We start from the raw sequence: 14313 nt of genomic DNA on the forward strand, positions 1-14313 counted from the left end.
GACAGACTTGAAGGCAAGGAATTTGAACGGCATGAGCAACAACATCTCCAGTGCAGACTGGCTCGAACAGGTTCGCTGGAGCTGCGACGGCCTGGTCACTGCAGTTGCCCAGGATGTGCACAGCCAGCGGGTGTTGATGGTGGCCTGGATGAACCGTGAGTCGCTGCAACTGACAGTCAATGAAGGCCGTGCAGTCTATTGGTCACGTTCGCGTGGCAAACTCTGGCGCAAGGGTGAGGAGTCCGGGCATGTGCAGCAGCTGCATGAACTGCGACTGGACTGTGACGGCGACGTACTGATCCTGATGGTCGAGCAACTGGGCGGCATTGCCTGCCATACCGGACGCCAGAGCTGTTTTTACCGGGTATTGCGCGATGGCCAGTGGCACAGCGTCGATCCGGTGATCAAGGACCCCAAACAGATTTACGAGCACAACAGTCATGAGTGATACCCTGATCCGGCTGGCCGAGATCCTCGAGCAACGCAAGCAGGCCACTGCCGACACTTCCTATGTCGCCAGCCTCCACGCCAAGGGCCTGAACAAAATTCTGGAAAAGGTCGGCGAGGAATGCACCGAGACCCTGCTGGCGGCCAAGGATTGCCAGCACAGCGACGACAAGTCGCAGCTAATCTACGAAACCGCCGACCTGTGGTTTCATACACTGGTGATGCTCAGTCACCTCGGCCTGGGGCCGCAGGACATACTGGCTGAACTGGAACGACGTTTCGACCTTTCCGGCCTCGCCGAAAAGGCATCCCGCAAGCAACAGGGTTAACTACCCGGAGGTACCCAATGGGTTTTGGCGGCATCAGTCTGTGGCAACTCCTGATCATCCTGCTGATCGTGATCCTGCTGTTTGGCAGCAAGCGCCTGAAGAATCTCGGCAGTGACGTCGGCGAAGCCATCAAGGGCTTCCGCAAGTCGATCAACACCGACGAGGACAAGTCCCTGGACAACAAGCAGGGTGACACCCTCGACGTCAAGGCCGAACGCAAGCAGGACTCGAGCAGCAAGGACTAAGGTCCATGTTCGATATCGGCTTTATCGAACTGCTGGTGGTGGCTGTCATCGGCCTGCTGGTGCTCGGCCCCGAGCGTCTGCCCGGTGCCATCCGCGGGGTCAGCTCGGCGCTGGGTAAGCTGCGCAGCGGCATCAATGATGTGCGCGAGCAGGTCGAGCGCGAGCTGGGCGCGGATGAAATCCGCCAGAAGTTGCACAACGACAAGATCATGGCCGAGCTGGCCAAGATGGAGAAACTCGGTCAGAAAAAAAGCCTGAACGAACTCCTGAATCTGGCCGAAGATGGCAGCCCGCTGCCACCGGAGAGCAAACTGCCAAAAACCAGCGACCCGGCATCCCCGGAAGCCGCCGAATCACCTGCCACTGTGCCTGCACCCGAGACCCATGAACAGTCCCGTGAAAAAGACTGACAAGGACGCCCTGGCGGACATGCCGCTGGTCGCCCACCTGATCGAATTGCGCACCCGCTTGCTGCGTATTGTGGTGGTGTGGTTGCTGGTGTTTGCCGGGTTGTTCTACTTTGCCAACGACCTCTACACCTTCATATCGGCACCGTTGCGGGTGTTTTTGCCGGAAGGCACCAGCATGATCGCCACCGAGGTCGCCTCGCCGTTCCTCACACCGTTCAAGCTGGCGCTGATCAGCGCGTTGTTCCTGGCCATGCCCTTCGTGTTGCACCAGTTCTGGAGCTTTATTGCCCCCGGCCTGTACAAGCATGAGAAACGTCTGGCCATGCCGCTGCTGGTGTCGAGCATACTGCTGTTCTATGCCGGCATGGCATTCGCCTACTTTGTAGTATTCCCGCTGGTATTCGGCTTCTTTACCAGTGTCACGCCGACCGGTGTGGCAGTGATGACCGACATCAACAAGTACCTCGACTTCGTGCTGACGCTGTTTCTGGCTTTCGGACTGGCCTTCGAGATCCCGATTGCTACGGTATTGCTGGTACTGACCGGTGCCGTCAGCGTGGAAAAACTCAAGCAGAGCCGCGCCTACGTAGTGGTCGGCTGTTTTGTCATCGGCATGGTGCTGACCCCGCCAGATGTGATCTCGCAAACACTGCTGGCTCTGCCGATGTGGCTGCTCTACGAGGTCGGCATCATCTTCAGCCGTTTCGTCAAACCACGCCCGGCCGAGACCGACGAAACCAGCGAATGAACCTTCTGCTACTGCAGCCGCAGGACTTTATTGACGACCAGCGGGTACGCCTGCAGGGTCGCCGCCTGCAACACCTGCGGTGCGTGCATCAGGCGCAGACCGGTGACCGGCTGCGGGTCGGTCTGCTCGATGGGTTGATGGGCGAAGGGCTGATCACCCGACTGGACAGCGAACTGGCTGAACTTGAGGTGCAGCTGTCCGAGCCGCCACCGGCCAAGCTGCCACTGAGCCTGCTGTTGGCATTGCCACGACCGAAAATGCTGCGGCGCATTCTGCAGCACTGCGCCAGTCTCGGGGTCGCCAAACTGATACTGCTGAACAGTTATCGGGTGGAAAAAAGTTACTGGCAAACACCCTTCCTGCAGCCCGAGGTCATTCGCGAAAACCTGATTCTTGGCCTCGAACAGGCGCGCGATACCCGGCTGCCGCAGGTGCAGATCGAGAAACGCTTCAAACCCTTTGTCGAGGACCGGCTGCCGTCACTGCTCGATGGTCGGCTTGGACTGCTGGCGCACCCGGGCGAGTACCCGGAATGCCCGCGCGGCATCCAGCAATCCGCACTGCTGGCTATTGGGCCTGAAGGTGGCTGGATTCCCTATGAAGTGGACAAGCTGATTGAAGCCGGCCTGCAACCGGTACAAATCGGTCCGCGTATTCTGCGCGTAGAAACGGCGGTCAGCAGCCTGATCGGCCGTCTGTTCTGAACGTTGCCGGCACAATATTCGCATCGCCCCAGCCTGCCCCCTGACGTACCGATACATCTCTGGCGCTAACCGCTTCACCGCATTCAGAGCAGGTCAAGACCGGGCGCATACGCTGGCCGCAGCCTTTGTGAACATGCTCCACCGGCGCCCCGCGCGGGTCAGCCATATGCTGGTCCCCCCAGTGCACCAGCGCCATCAGCACCGGATACAATTCCAGCCCTTTCGCGGTCAGCCGGTACTCCTCGCGCACCGGTCGTTGCTGGTAGGGAACCCGCTGCAGCACGCCGTGCTCCACCAGCTTCTTCAGCCGGTCGGTGAGAATGTGCCGGGTAATGCCAAGACGTCGCTCGAACTCCTCGAAGCGGCGCACGCCGAGAAAGCTGTCACGCAGCACCAGCAGCGTCCAGCGGTCACCCACCACCGCCAGCGTCCGCGCCAGCGAGCAGGGCTGTTGATCAAGTTCTTCCCAGCGCATGCCGTTGTCTCCGCTCAAATCAGTGTCCGCCATGCCCAGGCGGCAGGCAACGCAGTCGATGCCTGAAGAATAGCTTGACAGGTTCCAAAAAGGAACCGAGGATTAAGCCAGTTCCAAAACAGAACCAACTAAGGAGCAGCGCATGACCAGACCCAGAGTAGCCGTGGTGATAGGCGCCGGCGACGCCACCGGCGGCGCCATAGCCCGCCGCTTTGCCCGCGAGGGCTATGTTGCCTGTGTCACCCGGCGCAGCCGCGAGGCATTGTTGCCGCTGCTGGCACAGATTGAGGCCGAGGGCGGCCAGGCGCATGCCTTCGGCTGTGACGCCCGGCAGGAGCAGGCGATGCAGGCGCTGTTCGAACAGATCGAAGCGCAGATCGGCGACATTGAGGTGGTGGTGTTCAATATTGGCGCCAACGTGCGCTTCAGCATCACCGACACCACCGAGCGGGTCTACCGCAAGGTCTGGGAGATGGCCGCGCTGGCCGGCTTTCTCACCGGGCGGGAGGCAGCCAAAGCGATGCTGCCGCGCGCACGTGGCAGTATCATCTTCACCGGCGCCACCGCCTCGCTGCGCGGCGCCAGCGGTTTCGCCGCCTTTGCCAGTGCCAAGTTCGCCCTGCGCGCGCTGGCCCAGAGCATGGCCCGCGAACTGGGTCCACAGGGCATTCATGTGGCGCATACCATCATCGACGGCGCCATCGACACCGACTTCATCCGCGACAACTTCCCCGAGCGCTATGCGCTGAAGGACCGTCAGGGCATCCTCGACCCCGAACACATTGCCGAGCAGTACTGGCAACTGCACTGTCAGCCGCGCGACTGCTGGACCCATGAACTGGATCTGCGGCCCTGGCTGGAAACCTTCTGATCCGACACCCCAAGCGGGAGAACACCATGAGCAAACAGATCGAATTCTTTTTTGATGTTGGCAGCCCGGCCAGCTACCTGGCCTTTACCCAGCTGCCGGCACTGGCCGAGCGCAACGGCGCGCAGATCGTCTGGAAACCCATGCTGCTGGGCGGCGTGTTCCATGCCACCGGCAACAGCTCGCCGGCCACAGTGCCGGCCAAGGGCGAATACATTCGTATGGACTTCAAGCGCTTTGCCGATCACTACGGCGTGCCCTACCAGCACAACAGCCATTTCCCGATCAACACCATGCAACTGATGCGCGGCGCCGTGGCACTACTGGACACCCCGCAATTCATGCCCTATCTGCGGGCGATTTTCAGCGGCATGTGGATCGAGGGACTGGATATGGCCCGCCCGGAAGTGGTTGCCGAGGTGCTGTTCAGGGCCGGCTTCGACCCGCAGCAGATACTGCAGCAATGCAGCGATCCGCTGGTCAAGGACAAGCTCAAGGCAATCACCACTGAAGCTGTGGAACGCGGGGTGTTCGGAGCGCCGACCTTGTTTGTCGGCGGGCAGATGTTCTTTGGTCAGGACCGGCTGGACTGGGTGGAGCGGACGCTGCAGCAGGCTTGATACAGCCCAGGCCCGGTCGCCTGACCGGGCCATCTGCCGTAGCGCTTATTTACGGCGCTTGATCTCGACCTTGAGGATTTCGCCGGTCACCGGGTGCAGATCCAGCTCGACCCGCTGGCCCTGCGGATCGGTGGCCTTGACCTCGTAACCGTCATCCTCACGCTCGATCTTTTCAAAGTTGCTGTAGCCGGCTGCCTCCAGCTGCTGGTGTACCTGCTGCAGGGTCATCCACTGGGGTGCCTGACCCTCGACATTCTGTGCCACGGCAGTGCCGCCCAGCGCCAGTGCCGACATCAGACCAACAGTTCCTGCAAGTTTGGCAATACGCATGTCTGTGACTCCTCATATGATGATGGTTGGCCGGTTTTGCCGACCGCAACGCCATACTGCCAAACTGAAACTGAACGCTGGCTTAACCGCCCGTTAATCTTCCGTTCAGCCTGGCACATGCAATACTGTGCGCACCCGAATCCCGGAGGCTGCCATGCCACGCCTGCCCATTACCCTGCTCGGCCTGCTGCTGGCCGGCCTGCTGTTCAGCCTGCCCGGGGCGGCCCGGGATGACCATGAGCGTGCCCGCCAGACCCTGCAGGCAGGTGAAATACTGCCGCTGGGCGAGCTGCTCAGACGGGTCGCACAGGACTACCCCGGCGATGTGATTGAAGTCGAGCTGGAACGTGACAAAGGCCGCTGGATCTACGAACTGGAAATCATCCGCGCCGACGGCGCACTGCTCGAACTGGAGATTGATGCCAGCGATGGCAGCCTGCTGAGCATCGAGGGGCAGAACCTGCCCAGCCCACGGCAAGGCAAGGACTGAAGCAATGCGCATACTGGTCGCCGAGGATCAGCCAACACTGGCCAGCCAACTGGTCGACAGCCTGCAACAGGCCGGCTATGCCACCGACAGCGCAGCGGACGGCCGCGATGTGCAGCATCTGGGTCTGGAAGAGCCGTTTGACCTGGTGATCCTCGACCTTGGCCTGCCACATCTCGACGGCCTGAGCATCCTGCGCCACTGGCGCAGTGCCGGCCGCCGCATGCCGGTGCTGATACTCACCGCCCGCGATGCCTGGCATGAAAAGGTCAACGGCATTGATGCCGGCGCCGATGATTACCTGACCAAGCCCTTTCATATGGAAGAACTGCTGGCCCGGGTCCGCGCCCTGATCCGGCGCAGCGCCGGGCATGCCAGCGCGGAGATCCGCTGCGGCGCGCTGGTGCTGGATACCGCCAGCCGCCGGGTTACCCTGCAGGGGCAGCCACTGACCCTCACCGCGCATGAACTGCGGGTGCTGGAATACCTGATGCATCGCCCCGGCCAGCCGGTATCCCGAAGCGAGCTGATCGAGCACATCTACGCCCAGGACTACGACCGCGACTCCAACACCATCGAGGTGTTTATCAATCGCCTGCGCAAGAAGCTGCCTCCGGGCAGCATAGAAACCCTGCGCGGTCTGGGCTATCGCATGGCCCAGGCGGACCCGCCATGAGGCGTGGCTGGCCGCGTTCGCTGGGCCTGCGGCTGCTGCTCGGCAGCCTGCTGTGGGTATTGCTGGCGATTGCCCTGAGTGCCCTGCTGCTGTCATGGCTGTTCGAACAGCACCTGACCCGCCAGCTGGATGCCGAGCTGGACCGCCACCTGCACCAGCTGATTGCCAGCCTTGAGCAGCCGGCTGACGGCCCGTTGCAACTGCGCCGGGAGCTCAGTGACCCGCGTTTCAGCCGGCCTTACTCGGGACTCTACTGGCAGCTCGACAGCCTGCCGGAGCATGCCGGGCTGCCAGCCGTGCAACTCCGTTCACGCTCGCTGTGGGATATCACCCTGCCCGTGCCGGATGGTTCCGGGATTGCACCTGGCAGCCCAGTCAGTCAGTCATTGCCCGGCCCGCAACAAACCCAACTGTATGCCCGCGCCCTGCATGCCACGCCGGTACGGCCAGAGCAGCCGGCACTGCTGCTGCGGGTGGCAGCCGATCAGGCACTGCTGGATCAGCCGCTGCGCCAGTTCAATCGGGTGCTGCTGGCCAGTCTCGCCAGTCTGGCCGGCGGACTGCTGCTGGCAATATTCATCCAGCTGCGGCTGGCGCTGCGTCCGCTGGCCCGACTGCGCAGCGAGCTGCGCGCCGTGCATGGCGGCCAGCGCCAGCAACTGCTCGGCGACTACCCCAGCGAACTGCAGCCGCTGGTGGATGAATTCAATCAGGTACTGCAGGACAACACCGCCAGTATCGAACGGGCACGCACCCTGGCCGGCAATCTGGCGCATGCACTGAAAACCCCGCTGAGCGTGATGCACAACGCCGCGCAGGCGAATGACAGCCCCCTGGCACAGCTGTTTCGCAAACAGCTGGCGCAAACCCGCCAGCAGATTGACCACCAACTGGCCAGAGCCAGAGTCGCCGCCGCGCTGCGCAGTCCGGGCCAACGCACCGCAGTGGAACCGGTGCTGCAATCCCTGCTGCGGGTCATGCGTGCGCTGCATGCCGAACGGGCCCTGCAGCTTGAACTACAGCCGCCATCAGACGAACTGGCCTTTCGCGGGGAAAGTCAGGACCTGCAGGAAATGCTTGGCAACCTGCTGGACAATGCCTGCAAGTGGGCCAGCCAGCGAGTACAGGTCAGTGCACACGCTGCACAGGGACAACTGCAGGTGGAGATCGACGATGACGGGCCAGGCATCGCCGAAGCCGCGCTGGAGAAAGTCATGCAACGGGGCATACGCGCCGACGAGCGCACCCCCGGCAGCGGCCTCGGACTGTCGATCGTCAACGAGCTGGCGCAGATGTATCAGGGCCGGCTGCAACTGCAGCGCTCACCACTGGGCGGGCTCAGGGCCAGCCTGCGACTGCCGCTCGCCAGTGACTGACTGGGCGGCAGGTGACGCCGCTCAATGGGCCAGCGGCGGGAAATCGTCGTCGGCGAAGTAGCGCGGATACTTGTCCAGCGCATTCAACAGCACCAGTGCACCAGGGCGCGGATCGGCGCCGGTGTAGGACACCTCGGCCATTGCCACGCCGCGCATCAGTTCGGCAATCAGCAGGTGCAGCTGGGCATCGGCGTCCGCCGGCAGCTTGCAGTTGTTGATGATTGTGGCGATCTGCGCGGTAACTTCCTCACCCAGTGCCTTGTATTCCAGATCACCCAGGCTGTCCTGCTGAATCCCCTCAAGACGACTGGCCAGCGCCGCACGGATACCCATCATGCCCTCATGCAGGGCTGCGTCGATCGGCCAGCGCTGGCCGTTGTCGAGCTTCAGCACCAGCCGCTCGGAGGCCAACGTGTAGCCATGCGGATGCGGCTCGGCACCATCGTCTGAGTGATGCATATGGGCGTCGTGGCCTGACTCGGCATGCACGGCAGTGACAGGCAAACAGGCAAGGCCGAGCAGCAGAGTGCCTCTGGCCAGCAGATTAAGAGTACGCAGCAACATGGTTGTGGCTCCATCAAGAGGTGGATACGAAAAACCTTCTGGCAGCATACCCTCAGGCCGTGCCGGCGTCAGCTATCTGCGGCATCAGGTCTCAAGCAGAATGGTTACCGGGCCATCGTTGACCAGATGCACCTGCATGTCGGCACCGAAGCGCCCGCTGGCGACCGGCGCATGGCATTCTTCAGCACGCGCCAGCATCCAGTTGAACAGCGTCTCGGCCTCGGCCGGCGCGGCGGCAGTCGAGAATCCCGGGCGCAGGCCCTTGCGGGTGTCCGCCGCCAGGGTGAACTGCGACACCAGCAGCAGGCCGCCACCGATATCGCGCAGTGAACGGTTCATGCGGCCCTGATCATCGGCGAAGACCCGGTAATCCAGCAGCCGCTGCAGCATTTTTTCCGCCAGCAGCTGGTCATCCCCGGGTTGTACACCAACCAGTACCAGCAGGCCCTGATCGATACGGCCAACCACCTCGGCAGCCACCTCGACGCGTGCCGAGCTGACCCGTTGCAGCAATGCCTTCATCGCCTACTCCGCCTGTGGCTCCAGATGTAGCAGGCGCCGAGCCATGGCATCGGTGGCCCTGACCAGCGCATCGGCAATACCTGGCTCCGAGGCGGCATGCCCGGCATCGCGGATGATCTGCAGCTCGCTGGCAGGCCAGCGCCGGTGCAGCGCCCAGGCGTTATCCAGCGGACAGACCATGTCGTAGCGGCCGTGCACAATCACCCCGGGGATCTCGGCGATACGCGGCATGTTGTCGAGCAACTGGTTCGGCGTCAGGAAGGAATCGTTGATGAAGTAATGGCACTCGATCCGCGCCAGCGCATAGGCCCGACGTGACTCGGTAAAACGCTCCAGCACCTGGGCGCTCGGCCGCAGGGTGGCGCAGCGGCCCTCCCACTGTGACCACAGGCGCGCCGCATGCATGCGGCAGATCTCGTCATCCCCGGTCAGCCGGCGATGATAGGCCGCCACCAGATCGTCATGTTCTTCCTCGGGGATCAGTGACAGGTAATCCTCCCAGTAATCCGGGAAGATCCGGCTGGCGCCCTGCTGGTAGAACCACTGAATCTCTTCGGGACGACACAGGAAGATACCGCGCAGTATCATCCCCAGTACCCGTTCCGGATGGGCCTGGGCATAGGCCAGCGCCAGGGTAGAACCCCAGGAACCGCCGAACAGCACCCACTGCTCGATACCCAGATGCTCGCGCAGGGCCTCCATGTCGGCCACCAGATCGGCGGTGGTGTTGTGCTCCAGGCTGGCATGCGGGGTCGAACGGCCAGCACCACGCTGGTCAAAGGTGACGATGCGATACAGCGACGGATCGAAAAAGCGCCGGCTCAGGGCATCGCAACCCGCCCCCGGACCGCCATGAATAAACACCACCGGCAGCCCATCCGGCTTGCCGCTTTCATCGGCGTACAGCACATGCGGCGGGATGACCGCCAGGTCATGACGGGCGTAGGGTTTGATCTCCGGGTAGAGCAATTGCATGTGCAACTCCTGGGACAGCAGCAGTTCAGGTCAGTCACCATAAACCGCCAGAGCCGCCGCTGTCATCCTGACTGATGCCGGCAGCTCAGCCGCGGATAAACGGCGCCACGCCAATCAGCATCACATGCAGCCACATGGCAAACGCCGCCCAGAACACCACGCCCAGGGTAATCGCCAGCGCATCCATGGCCCAACTGCCGGCCGCCGGACTGCGACCAGCCAGACGATCGCGCCGGCGCGATACCACATAGAGCGCCGTAGCCCACACCAGAAAACCGCCAAACAGCAGCAGATCGGCGAGCATGCCATTCGCCAGCAGGTGCGCCAGCGCCCAGAACTTCACACCCAGCAACATCGGATGGCCAACCCGCACTTTCAGCTTCGACATTGGCAGGTAGGTCGCCACCAGCAAAATAAACGCCGGCAGGGTCAGCAGGGAGGCCAGATGCCGGGTCCACATCGGCGGGAAATACAACACCACCGGGTTGTAGCGCGACAGCGCATAGCCCCAGATGATCAGCAACAGGCCCACCAGCGACAACAGGGCATAGATACCCTTCCACGGCAGAATACCAAGACGTTCAATCTGCGCAACGCGCCAGCCTGGCGCCAACAGATTAACCGAATGCACCCCGAGAAACAGCAACAACCCCAGAATCAGAACCAGCATGGCAACCCCTTGTCGTTATCAGTAAATACGCTTTTCAATCTTCCGCCGCGGCAGCGCTGAACGGTCGGGCCCGCAGGGTACCGGCACTGCCCTGCAGCAGCAAATCATCCTGTCCGTCAAAACCCAGCGACTGCACACCTTCCAACAGTTCCAGCAGCCGCCGCTCCTGCGCCATTACCGGCAACTCGCAACCGCGCATGGTGGTAGCCGGCGAACTGATGCCCAGGCCCTCGGCACTCAGGGTATAGCGTCCGATAAAATTGTTGCAGGACGCCCGCCCGGCCAGCCGGCCATCGGCAAAGAACCGCATATTGGCCCGAGATGCCGGCAACGGTGGCTCGCCATCAATCGCCACCACCTGCCACAACACCCCCTGCAGCAGACGCTCGGGGTCGCCACCACAGCCGTGCAGGCGCTGCCCGTCCAGCAACAGCGTCACCTGTTGCGGCCTGGGCATACCGGTCATGCTGTCGTGGCAGACCTGCTCGCGCATTTCCAGCGTCACATCCGCATCGGTCAACACCCGTAGCAGCCCGTTTTCACCCGGTTCGAAGCGGTAGGGCATGGAGCGCGGCTGCGCATCGTCCAGCCGGCTGAGGGTCAACTCACCGCCCGCCAGTTCAATGGACCAGAAAGGTTCATTACCGGAAGCAACAAAAGGCTCCGCAACAGCGCCAGCCGGCAGGCACACAGGAAAGGCCTCGCCGGCGAGCTCCAGTTGCCCCTGCTGTCCCTTGCTCCAGAAGGAGGTAGACGGATCACCTTCGGCCTCGAAACGTGCACCCGAGGCGCTGATCACCGGCAGCAATTGCCGCTGCAAGCCACGCTCTTCGAGCAGTAACAGATCATCGCGGTACTCGATACGGATTGGCAGCCGCCCGCAATACAGCAACTGCGCCTGTGTCGAGGACTGATCCTTTAGCGCGGCGGTATCCACAGCATCCTGACCGGCGGGCTGACAAGCCGCCAACAACCCACCAGCCAATACCAACAACATTCCTTTGAACAAGACGCCTGCCCTCCGCCTATCAATTCCTGCTAGGGTCGCTGCAACACCCGCCCATTTGCAAGCAATGCCACATGCTGTGACAGAAAATCACTGGCCGAGCGCACCTGCGGGATGAATGCTGGGCAGATCAACTCGCCATCAGTCCCGGAGCCTGCATGCTGACCCGCTTCAATCCGCGCCTGCCAACCCTGCTGCTCGCGGGGCTGCTGTTATTGATGTTGGCGGGTGCGCTATTGCCGGTCAGTGTAGCCGATCTGCTGCAGTGGGGCGCCGCACTGGCCAGCCACCCTCTGGCGCTGCTCGGCATCAGCCTGGGCATGGCATTGCTGATGAGTGTCGGCCTGCCCGGCAGCCTGTGTTTCTGGTTGATCGCGCCTTTCCACCCGCCACTTGTCAGCGTCCCCATGCTGATGCTGGGCAGCATCCTGGGCGCCGTCGGTGCACGCCGGCTGGGCATGACCTTTGGCGACAACTGGCGACCCGGCAGGGGTGGACGGCATATCCTGCAACTGCTGGCCCGACGCAGCGATTTTCTCACCCAGTGTGCCATGCGCACCCTGCCCGGCTTTCCCCATGCCTTTATCAATCTTGCTGCGGGTGTTCTACGCCTGCCGTTGCCCGGCTTTTTGCTGGCAGCACTGATAGGCCTGGGCATCAAATGGAGTGCCTACAGCCATGCGGTGCACGGTCTGCTGAGTGCCCGTCAGGCCGAAGCGGCACTGGGAGCGGGCACCCTGCTGCCGTTGGCGGCGCTGGCCGGGCTGATGCTGGCTGGAAGCCTGCTGCGCCGCCTGTGGAAACACGGGTAACTTAAGTATCAAAATGAGACTTAAGCTAGCTTTACCCGTCAATTAAAAATGTTTCAGTCGTTGACAGCACGCAATATCAGAGTGACTCTAGTGCGCGCTATAAAAACAACAACGCAACGGAGCAGCAACCCAATGTACAACCCACTGAAAACCCTGGCAGCCGCGATTGCCGTGGCCAGCCTGCCGATGAGCATTTCCGCAGCACCCTACTCGCAACTGATCATTTTTGGTGATTCGCTGAGTGATAGTGGGCAGTTTCCGGATCTAGGTAACCCCTTGTCAGCCTCAGGCAACCGCTTTACCAACCGCGTAGGCCCAACCTACTCAGCGCAAGAGTCTTTCGGTCAGGTTTCCGTGCAACTGCTGGCCAGCCAGCTTGGTCTTCAAGCGTTGCCATCAGCACCCGCCAGAGTCGGTGGAAGCCCGACTCCCGGGGGTACCAACTACGCTGTTGGTGGATATACAACTGACCAAATCCGCGATTCCATCACCACCGCAATGTCTGTTCCGGCGCCCGCTCCTGTCATCCCAGGAGCACGCCTTGGCTATCTGGCAGAGTTTGGCCGTGCTGACCGCAATGCCCTGTTCTATATCAATGGTGGTGGCAACGATGTTATCCAGTCACTGCTTGGAGCACCCTTTGATCCAACTCTGTCTGCAGCCGCACTGGTTAGTGGCGTAGCTGCCCTTCAGCAAGCCGGTGCCAGGTACATTGTGGTATCGGATCTACCGGACGTGGGCCCTACTCCCTTTGCTACGGCATGGGGTCAACGCACCCTTGGATCGAACAATTCAGCCAATTTCAATCGGGAACTGGACCAGCAACTGGCCGCATTGGGCGGTAATATCCTGCGTCTTAACTTCAATGGCCTGCTTACAGAGGTCTATGCCGATCTCGAGAGCTTTGGTTTCGCAAACATTGATCAGACCAGAACATGCTTCACAAGCTGCGGTACTAGCGTCGGACCGGAGTTACGAGACACCGTCTTTGGCTTAGGCGGCACCTCACCCAACCCTGACCGACTGATATTCAATGATGACGTACACGCGACCAATGCCGTCCAGCGGCTGACTGCAGACTATATGTATGCCATCCTCGCCGCCCCTGCTGAAATCACCCTGCTGCCGGAAATGGGACTGGCCAGCCTGACCAGCCACCAGCAGCACCTGCAGAGCCAGTGGCAAACCCAGCGCGGCAACTGGCAGGAAACCGGTAAGTGGAACGGCTTTGTGGCCGGCGGCGCAATGCGCAATGACTTCAAAAATGCCCAGGTCACGCCCTCCGCTGATGGCAAGGGCACCCAACTGACCCTCGGCAGCAGCTACCGGCTGGATGACAACTGGCGTCTGGGTCTGGCCGTTGGCCTGCAACGTCAGAAGCTCGACACAGCCAGCAAGTCCACCTATGAACTGGACAGCTACCTGCTGACCGGCTTTGCCCAATACCAGCGCGAGCGCGCCTGGGCCGATGCCAGCCTCAGCTACGGCCATCTCGACTACAGCGATCTGAAGCGCCAGTTCGCCCTGGGCATCACCCAGCGCGCGGAAAAGGGTGACACTGACGGCAGTCTGCTGGCGTTCTCTGCCCGCGTCGGTTACGACCTGGCCAACCCGGGTACCGGCTGGCAGGTCAGCCCCTTCATCAGCGCCGACATCGCCAAGGTTGACGTAGACGGCTATCGCGAAGCTGGCACCCGCTCCACCGCCCTGTTCTATGGCGACCAGCAGCGTGACAGCCAGCGCCTTGGTCTGGGTGTGCAAATGAAGCGTCAGCTTAACCAGCAGACCGCCTGGCACGCCGAACTGGCCACCGAGCGCGAAATGAAGGACGACCCCACTCATGTTCGCACTGGCCTGGTCAGCCGCCCCGGCAACAGCGCCAGCCTGCCTGGCTACATGCCCGAGAAGTCCAACCTGACCGGCGCCGTAGGCATCACCCACGACCTCGGCAACGAGCTGCAGGTCGGCGCCAGCTACCACTTCCGTGGCACCGACGACCGCCAGCATGGCCTGAACCTGTCGCTGGGCTGGAACTGGTAAGGAACTGCT

General features: G+C 62.0%; 20 protein-coding genes. 13 read left to right on the top strand and 7 right to left on the bottom strand.

Annotated elements, in window-relative coordinates:
• The first annotated feature begins 31 nt into the window (after positions 1 to 31).
• From hisI to BMZ23_RS08775, 6 genes are read left to right on the top strand one after another with little or no spacing between them, the layout of a single operon-like run.
• Positions 32 to 448: a phosphoribosyl-AMP cyclohydrolase gene (hisI, locus tag BMZ23_RS08750; protein ID WP_093475615.1), complete on the top strand. Its 417-nt coding sequence runs from the start codon at positions 32 to 34 to the stop codon at positions 446 to 448.
• Positions 441 to 776: a phosphoribosyl-ATP diphosphatase gene (locus tag BMZ23_RS08755; RefSeq protein ID WP_093475618.1), complete on the top strand. Its 336-nt coding sequence runs from the start codon at positions 441 to 443 to the stop codon at positions 774 to 776. Before hisI ends, BMZ23_RS08755 begins: the two co-directional genes overlap by 8 nt.
• 17 nt (positions 777 to 793) lie before the next feature.
• Positions 794 to 1021, top strand: coding sequence for a twin-arginine translocase TatA/TatE family subunit (gene tatA, locus BMZ23_RS08760; RefSeq protein WP_093475621.1), 228 nt, complete (start codon positions 794 to 796; stop codon positions 1019 to 1021).
• Positions 1022 to 1026: 5 nt separating this feature from the next.
• Entirely contained in the window at positions 1027 to 1431 is a 405-nt protein-coding gene (gene tatB, locus BMZ23_RS08765; protein WP_093475624.1) for a Sec-independent protein translocase protein TatB, read from the top strand.
• Positions 1432 to 1450: 19 nt separating this feature from the next.
• Positions 1451 to 2179, top strand: coding sequence for a twin-arginine translocase subunit TatC (gene tatC / locus BMZ23_RS08770; protein ID WP_177197255.1), 729 nt, complete (start codon positions 1451 to 1453; stop codon positions 2177 to 2179).
• A complete protein-coding gene (locus BMZ23_RS08775; protein WP_093475630.1) occupies positions 2176 to 2883 on the top strand; it encodes a 16S rRNA (uracil(1498)-N(3))-methyltransferase in 708 nt (235 codons plus the stop codon). Before tatC ends, BMZ23_RS08775 begins: the two co-directional genes overlap by 4 nt.
• Here the strand turns inward: BMZ23_RS08775 and BMZ23_RS08780 are convergent.
• A complete protein-coding gene (locus BMZ23_RS08780) occupies positions 2855 to 3358 on the bottom strand; it encodes a winged helix-turn-helix transcriptional regulator (RefSeq protein WP_093475633.1) in 504 nt (167 codons plus the stop codon). The two genes, BMZ23_RS08775 and BMZ23_RS08780, sit on opposite strands and share 29 nt — an antisense overlap.
• A gap of 142 nt (positions 3359 to 3500) precedes the next feature.
• On the opposite strand from BMZ23_RS08780, the gene BMZ23_RS08785 reads away from it, so the two are divergent.
• Positions 3501 to 4229, top strand: coding sequence for an SDR family oxidoreductase (locus BMZ23_RS08785; protein WP_093475636.1), 729 nt, complete (start codon positions 3501 to 3503; stop codon positions 4227 to 4229).
• 26 nt (positions 4230 to 4255) lie between these two features.
• Positions 4256 to 4846: a 2-hydroxychromene-2-carboxylate isomerase gene (locus BMZ23_RS08790; RefSeq protein ID WP_093475639.1), complete on the top strand. Its 591-nt coding sequence runs from the start codon at positions 4256 to 4258 to the stop codon at positions 4844 to 4846.
• 45 nt (positions 4847 to 4891) lie between these two features.
• Here BMZ23_RS08790 and BMZ23_RS08795 read toward each other — a convergent pair whose 3' ends face one another.
• Positions 4892 to 5176, bottom strand: coding sequence for a PepSY domain-containing protein (locus tag BMZ23_RS08795; RefSeq protein ID WP_093475642.1), 285 nt, complete (start codon positions 5174 to 5176; stop codon positions 4892 to 4894).
• Positions 5177 to 5330: 154 nt separating this feature from the next.
• Between BMZ23_RS08795 and BMZ23_RS08800 the strand changes: the two genes are divergently transcribed.
• Genes BMZ23_RS08800 through BMZ23_RS08810 form a run of 3 tightly spaced genes read left to right on the top strand, consistent with a single transcriptional unit; the run spans position 5331 to position 7715 of the window.
• On the top strand, positions 5331 to 5666 hold the full coding sequence (locus BMZ23_RS08800; RefSeq protein WP_093475645.1) for a PepSY domain-containing protein: 336 nt from the start codon (positions 5331 to 5333) through the stop codon (positions 5664 to 5666).
• A gap of 4 nt (positions 5667 to 5670) precedes the next feature.
• Complete coding sequence (locus BMZ23_RS08805) at positions 5671 to 6339, top strand: response regulator transcription factor (protein ID WP_093475648.1); 669 nt, start codon at positions 5671 to 5673, stop codon at positions 6337 to 6339.
• The gene (locus BMZ23_RS08810) at positions 6336 to 7715 is read left to right on the top strand and encodes a sensor histidine kinase (protein WP_093475651.1); all 1380 of its coding nucleotides are present in this window, start codon (positions 6336 to 6338) and stop codon (positions 7713 to 7715) included. The genes BMZ23_RS08805 and BMZ23_RS08810 overlap by 4 nt, the downstream gene beginning before the upstream one ends.
• A 21-nt stretch (positions 7716 to 7736) precedes the next feature.
• Here the strand turns inward: BMZ23_RS08810 and BMZ23_RS08815 are convergent, their stop codons facing one another.
• The 5 genes from BMZ23_RS08815 to BMZ23_RS08835 form a co-directional block, all read right to left on the bottom strand.
• Entirely contained in the window at positions 7737 to 8279 is a 543-nt protein-coding gene (locus BMZ23_RS08815; RefSeq protein ID WP_093475654.1) for a hypothetical protein, read from the bottom strand.
• A gap of 84 nt (positions 8280 to 8363) precedes the next feature.
• The gene (gene dtd, locus BMZ23_RS08820; protein WP_093475657.1) at positions 8364 to 8801 is read right to left on the bottom strand and encodes a D-aminoacyl-tRNA deacylase; all 438 of its coding nucleotides are present in this window, start codon (positions 8799 to 8801) and stop codon (positions 8364 to 8366) included.
• A gap of 3 nt (positions 8802 to 8804) precedes the next feature.
• Positions 8805 to 9776 carry a prolyl aminopeptidase gene (pip, locus tag BMZ23_RS08825; RefSeq protein WP_093475660.1) on the bottom strand — a complete coding sequence of 324 codons (972 nt, stop codon included), beginning with the start codon at positions 9774 to 9776 and terminating at the stop codon, positions 8805 to 8807.
• A gap of 85 nt (positions 9777 to 9861) precedes the next feature.
• A complete protein-coding gene (locus BMZ23_RS08830) occupies positions 9862 to 10446 on the bottom strand; it encodes an NnrU family protein (RefSeq protein ID WP_093475664.1) in 585 nt (194 codons plus the stop codon).
• Positions 10447 to 10480: 34 nt separating this feature from the next.
• Positions 10481 to 11455 (bottom strand): META domain-containing protein, encoded by a 975-nt coding sequence (locus tag BMZ23_RS08835; RefSeq protein WP_143069578.1) that lies wholly within the window; start codon positions 11453 to 11455, stop codon positions 10481 to 10483.
• A 155-nt stretch (positions 11456 to 11610) separates the two neighbouring features.
• Here BMZ23_RS08835 and BMZ23_RS08840 point away from each other — a divergent pair, with 155 nt between their 5' ends.
• On the top strand, positions 11611 to 12264 hold the full coding sequence (locus BMZ23_RS08840) for a TVP38/TMEM64 family protein (protein WP_093475670.1): 654 nt from the start codon (positions 11611 to 11613) through the stop codon (positions 12262 to 12264).
• Positions 12265 to 12396: 132 nt separating this feature from the next.
• Positions 12397 to 14304 (top strand): autotransporter domain-containing SGNH/GDSL hydrolase family protein, encoded by a 1908-nt coding sequence (locus BMZ23_RS08845; RefSeq protein ID WP_093475673.1) that lies wholly within the window; start codon positions 12397 to 12399, stop codon positions 14302 to 14304.
• The last annotated feature ends 9 nt before the right edge of the window (positions 14305 to 14313 follow it).

This window comes from Halopseudomonas yangmingensis (genome assembly GCF_900114825.1).
Lineage (GTDB): Bacteria > Pseudomonadota > Gammaproteobacteria > Pseudomonadales > Pseudomonadaceae > Halopseudomonas > Halopseudomonas yangmingensis.

Excerpts from the sequence above, each read along its gene's own strand:
- BMZ23_RS08780 (WP_093475633.1), bottom strand. The coding sequence starts at position 3,358 with ATGCGCTGGGAAGAACTTGATCAACAGCCCTGCTCGCTGGCGCGGACG.
- BMZ23_RS08840 (WP_093475670.1), top strand. The coding sequence starts at position 11,611 with ATGCTGACCCGCTTCAATCCGCGCCTGCCAACCCTGCTGCTCGCGGGG.
- BMZ23_RS08800 (WP_093475645.1), top strand. The coding sequence starts at position 5,331 with ATGCCACGCCTGCCCATTACCCTGCTCGGCCTGCTGCTGGCCGGCCTG.
- tatA (WP_093475621.1), top strand. The coding sequence starts at position 794 with ATGGGTTTTGGCGGCATCAGTCTGTGGCAACTCCTGATCATCCTGCTG.
- tatB (WP_093475624.1), top strand. The coding sequence starts at position 1,027 with ATGTTCGATATCGGCTTTATCGAACTGCTGGTGGTGGCTGTCATCGGC.
- pip (WP_093475660.1), bottom strand. The coding sequence starts at position 9,776 with ATGCAATTGCTCTACCCGGAGATCAAACCCTACGCCCGTCATGACCTG.
- BMZ23_RS08795 (WP_093475642.1), bottom strand. The coding sequence starts at position 5,176 with ATGCGTATTGCCAAACTTGCAGGAACTGTTGGTCTGATGTCGGCACTG.
- tatC (WP_177197255.1), top strand. The coding sequence starts at position 1,451 with ATGCCGCTGGTCGCCCACCTGATCGAATTGCGCACCCGCTTGCTGCGT.
- BMZ23_RS08755 (WP_093475618.1), top strand. The coding sequence starts at position 441 with ATGAGTGATACCCTGATCCGGCTGGCCGAGATCCTCGAGCAACGCAAG.
- BMZ23_RS08805 (WP_093475648.1), top strand. The coding sequence starts at position 5,671 with ATGCGCATACTGGTCGCCGAGGATCAGCCAACACTGGCCAGCCAACTG.
- BMZ23_RS08775 (WP_093475630.1), top strand. The coding sequence starts at position 2,176 with ATGAACCTTCTGCTACTGCAGCCGCAGGACTTTATTGACGACCAGCGG.
- BMZ23_RS08785 (WP_093475636.1), top strand. The coding sequence starts at position 3,501 with ATGACCAGACCCAGAGTAGCCGTGGTGATAGGCGCCGGCGACGCCACC.
- hisI (WP_093475615.1), top strand. The coding sequence starts at position 32 with ATGAGCAACAACATCTCCAGTGCAGACTGGCTCGAACAGGTTCGCTGG.
- BMZ23_RS08830 (WP_093475664.1), bottom strand. The coding sequence starts at position 10,446 with ATGCTGGTTCTGATTCTGGGGTTGTTGCTGTTTCTCGGGGTGCATTCG.
- BMZ23_RS08815 (WP_093475654.1), bottom strand. The coding sequence starts at position 8,279 with ATGTTGCTGCGTACTCTTAATCTGCTGGCCAGAGGCACTCTGCTGCTC.
- dtd (WP_093475657.1), bottom strand. The coding sequence starts at position 8,801 with ATGAAGGCATTGCTGCAACGGGTCAGCTCGGCACGCGTCGAGGTGGCT.
- BMZ23_RS08790 (WP_093475639.1), top strand. The coding sequence starts at position 4,256 with ATGAGCAAACAGATCGAATTCTTTTTTGATGTTGGCAGCCCGGCCAGC.
- BMZ23_RS08810 (WP_093475651.1), top strand. The coding sequence starts at position 6,336 with ATGAGGCGTGGCTGGCCGCGTTCGCTGGGCCTGCGGCTGCTGCTCGGC.
- BMZ23_RS08845 (WP_093475673.1), top strand. The coding sequence starts at position 12,397 with ATGTACAACCCACTGAAAACCCTGGCAGCCGCGATTGCCGTGGCCAGC.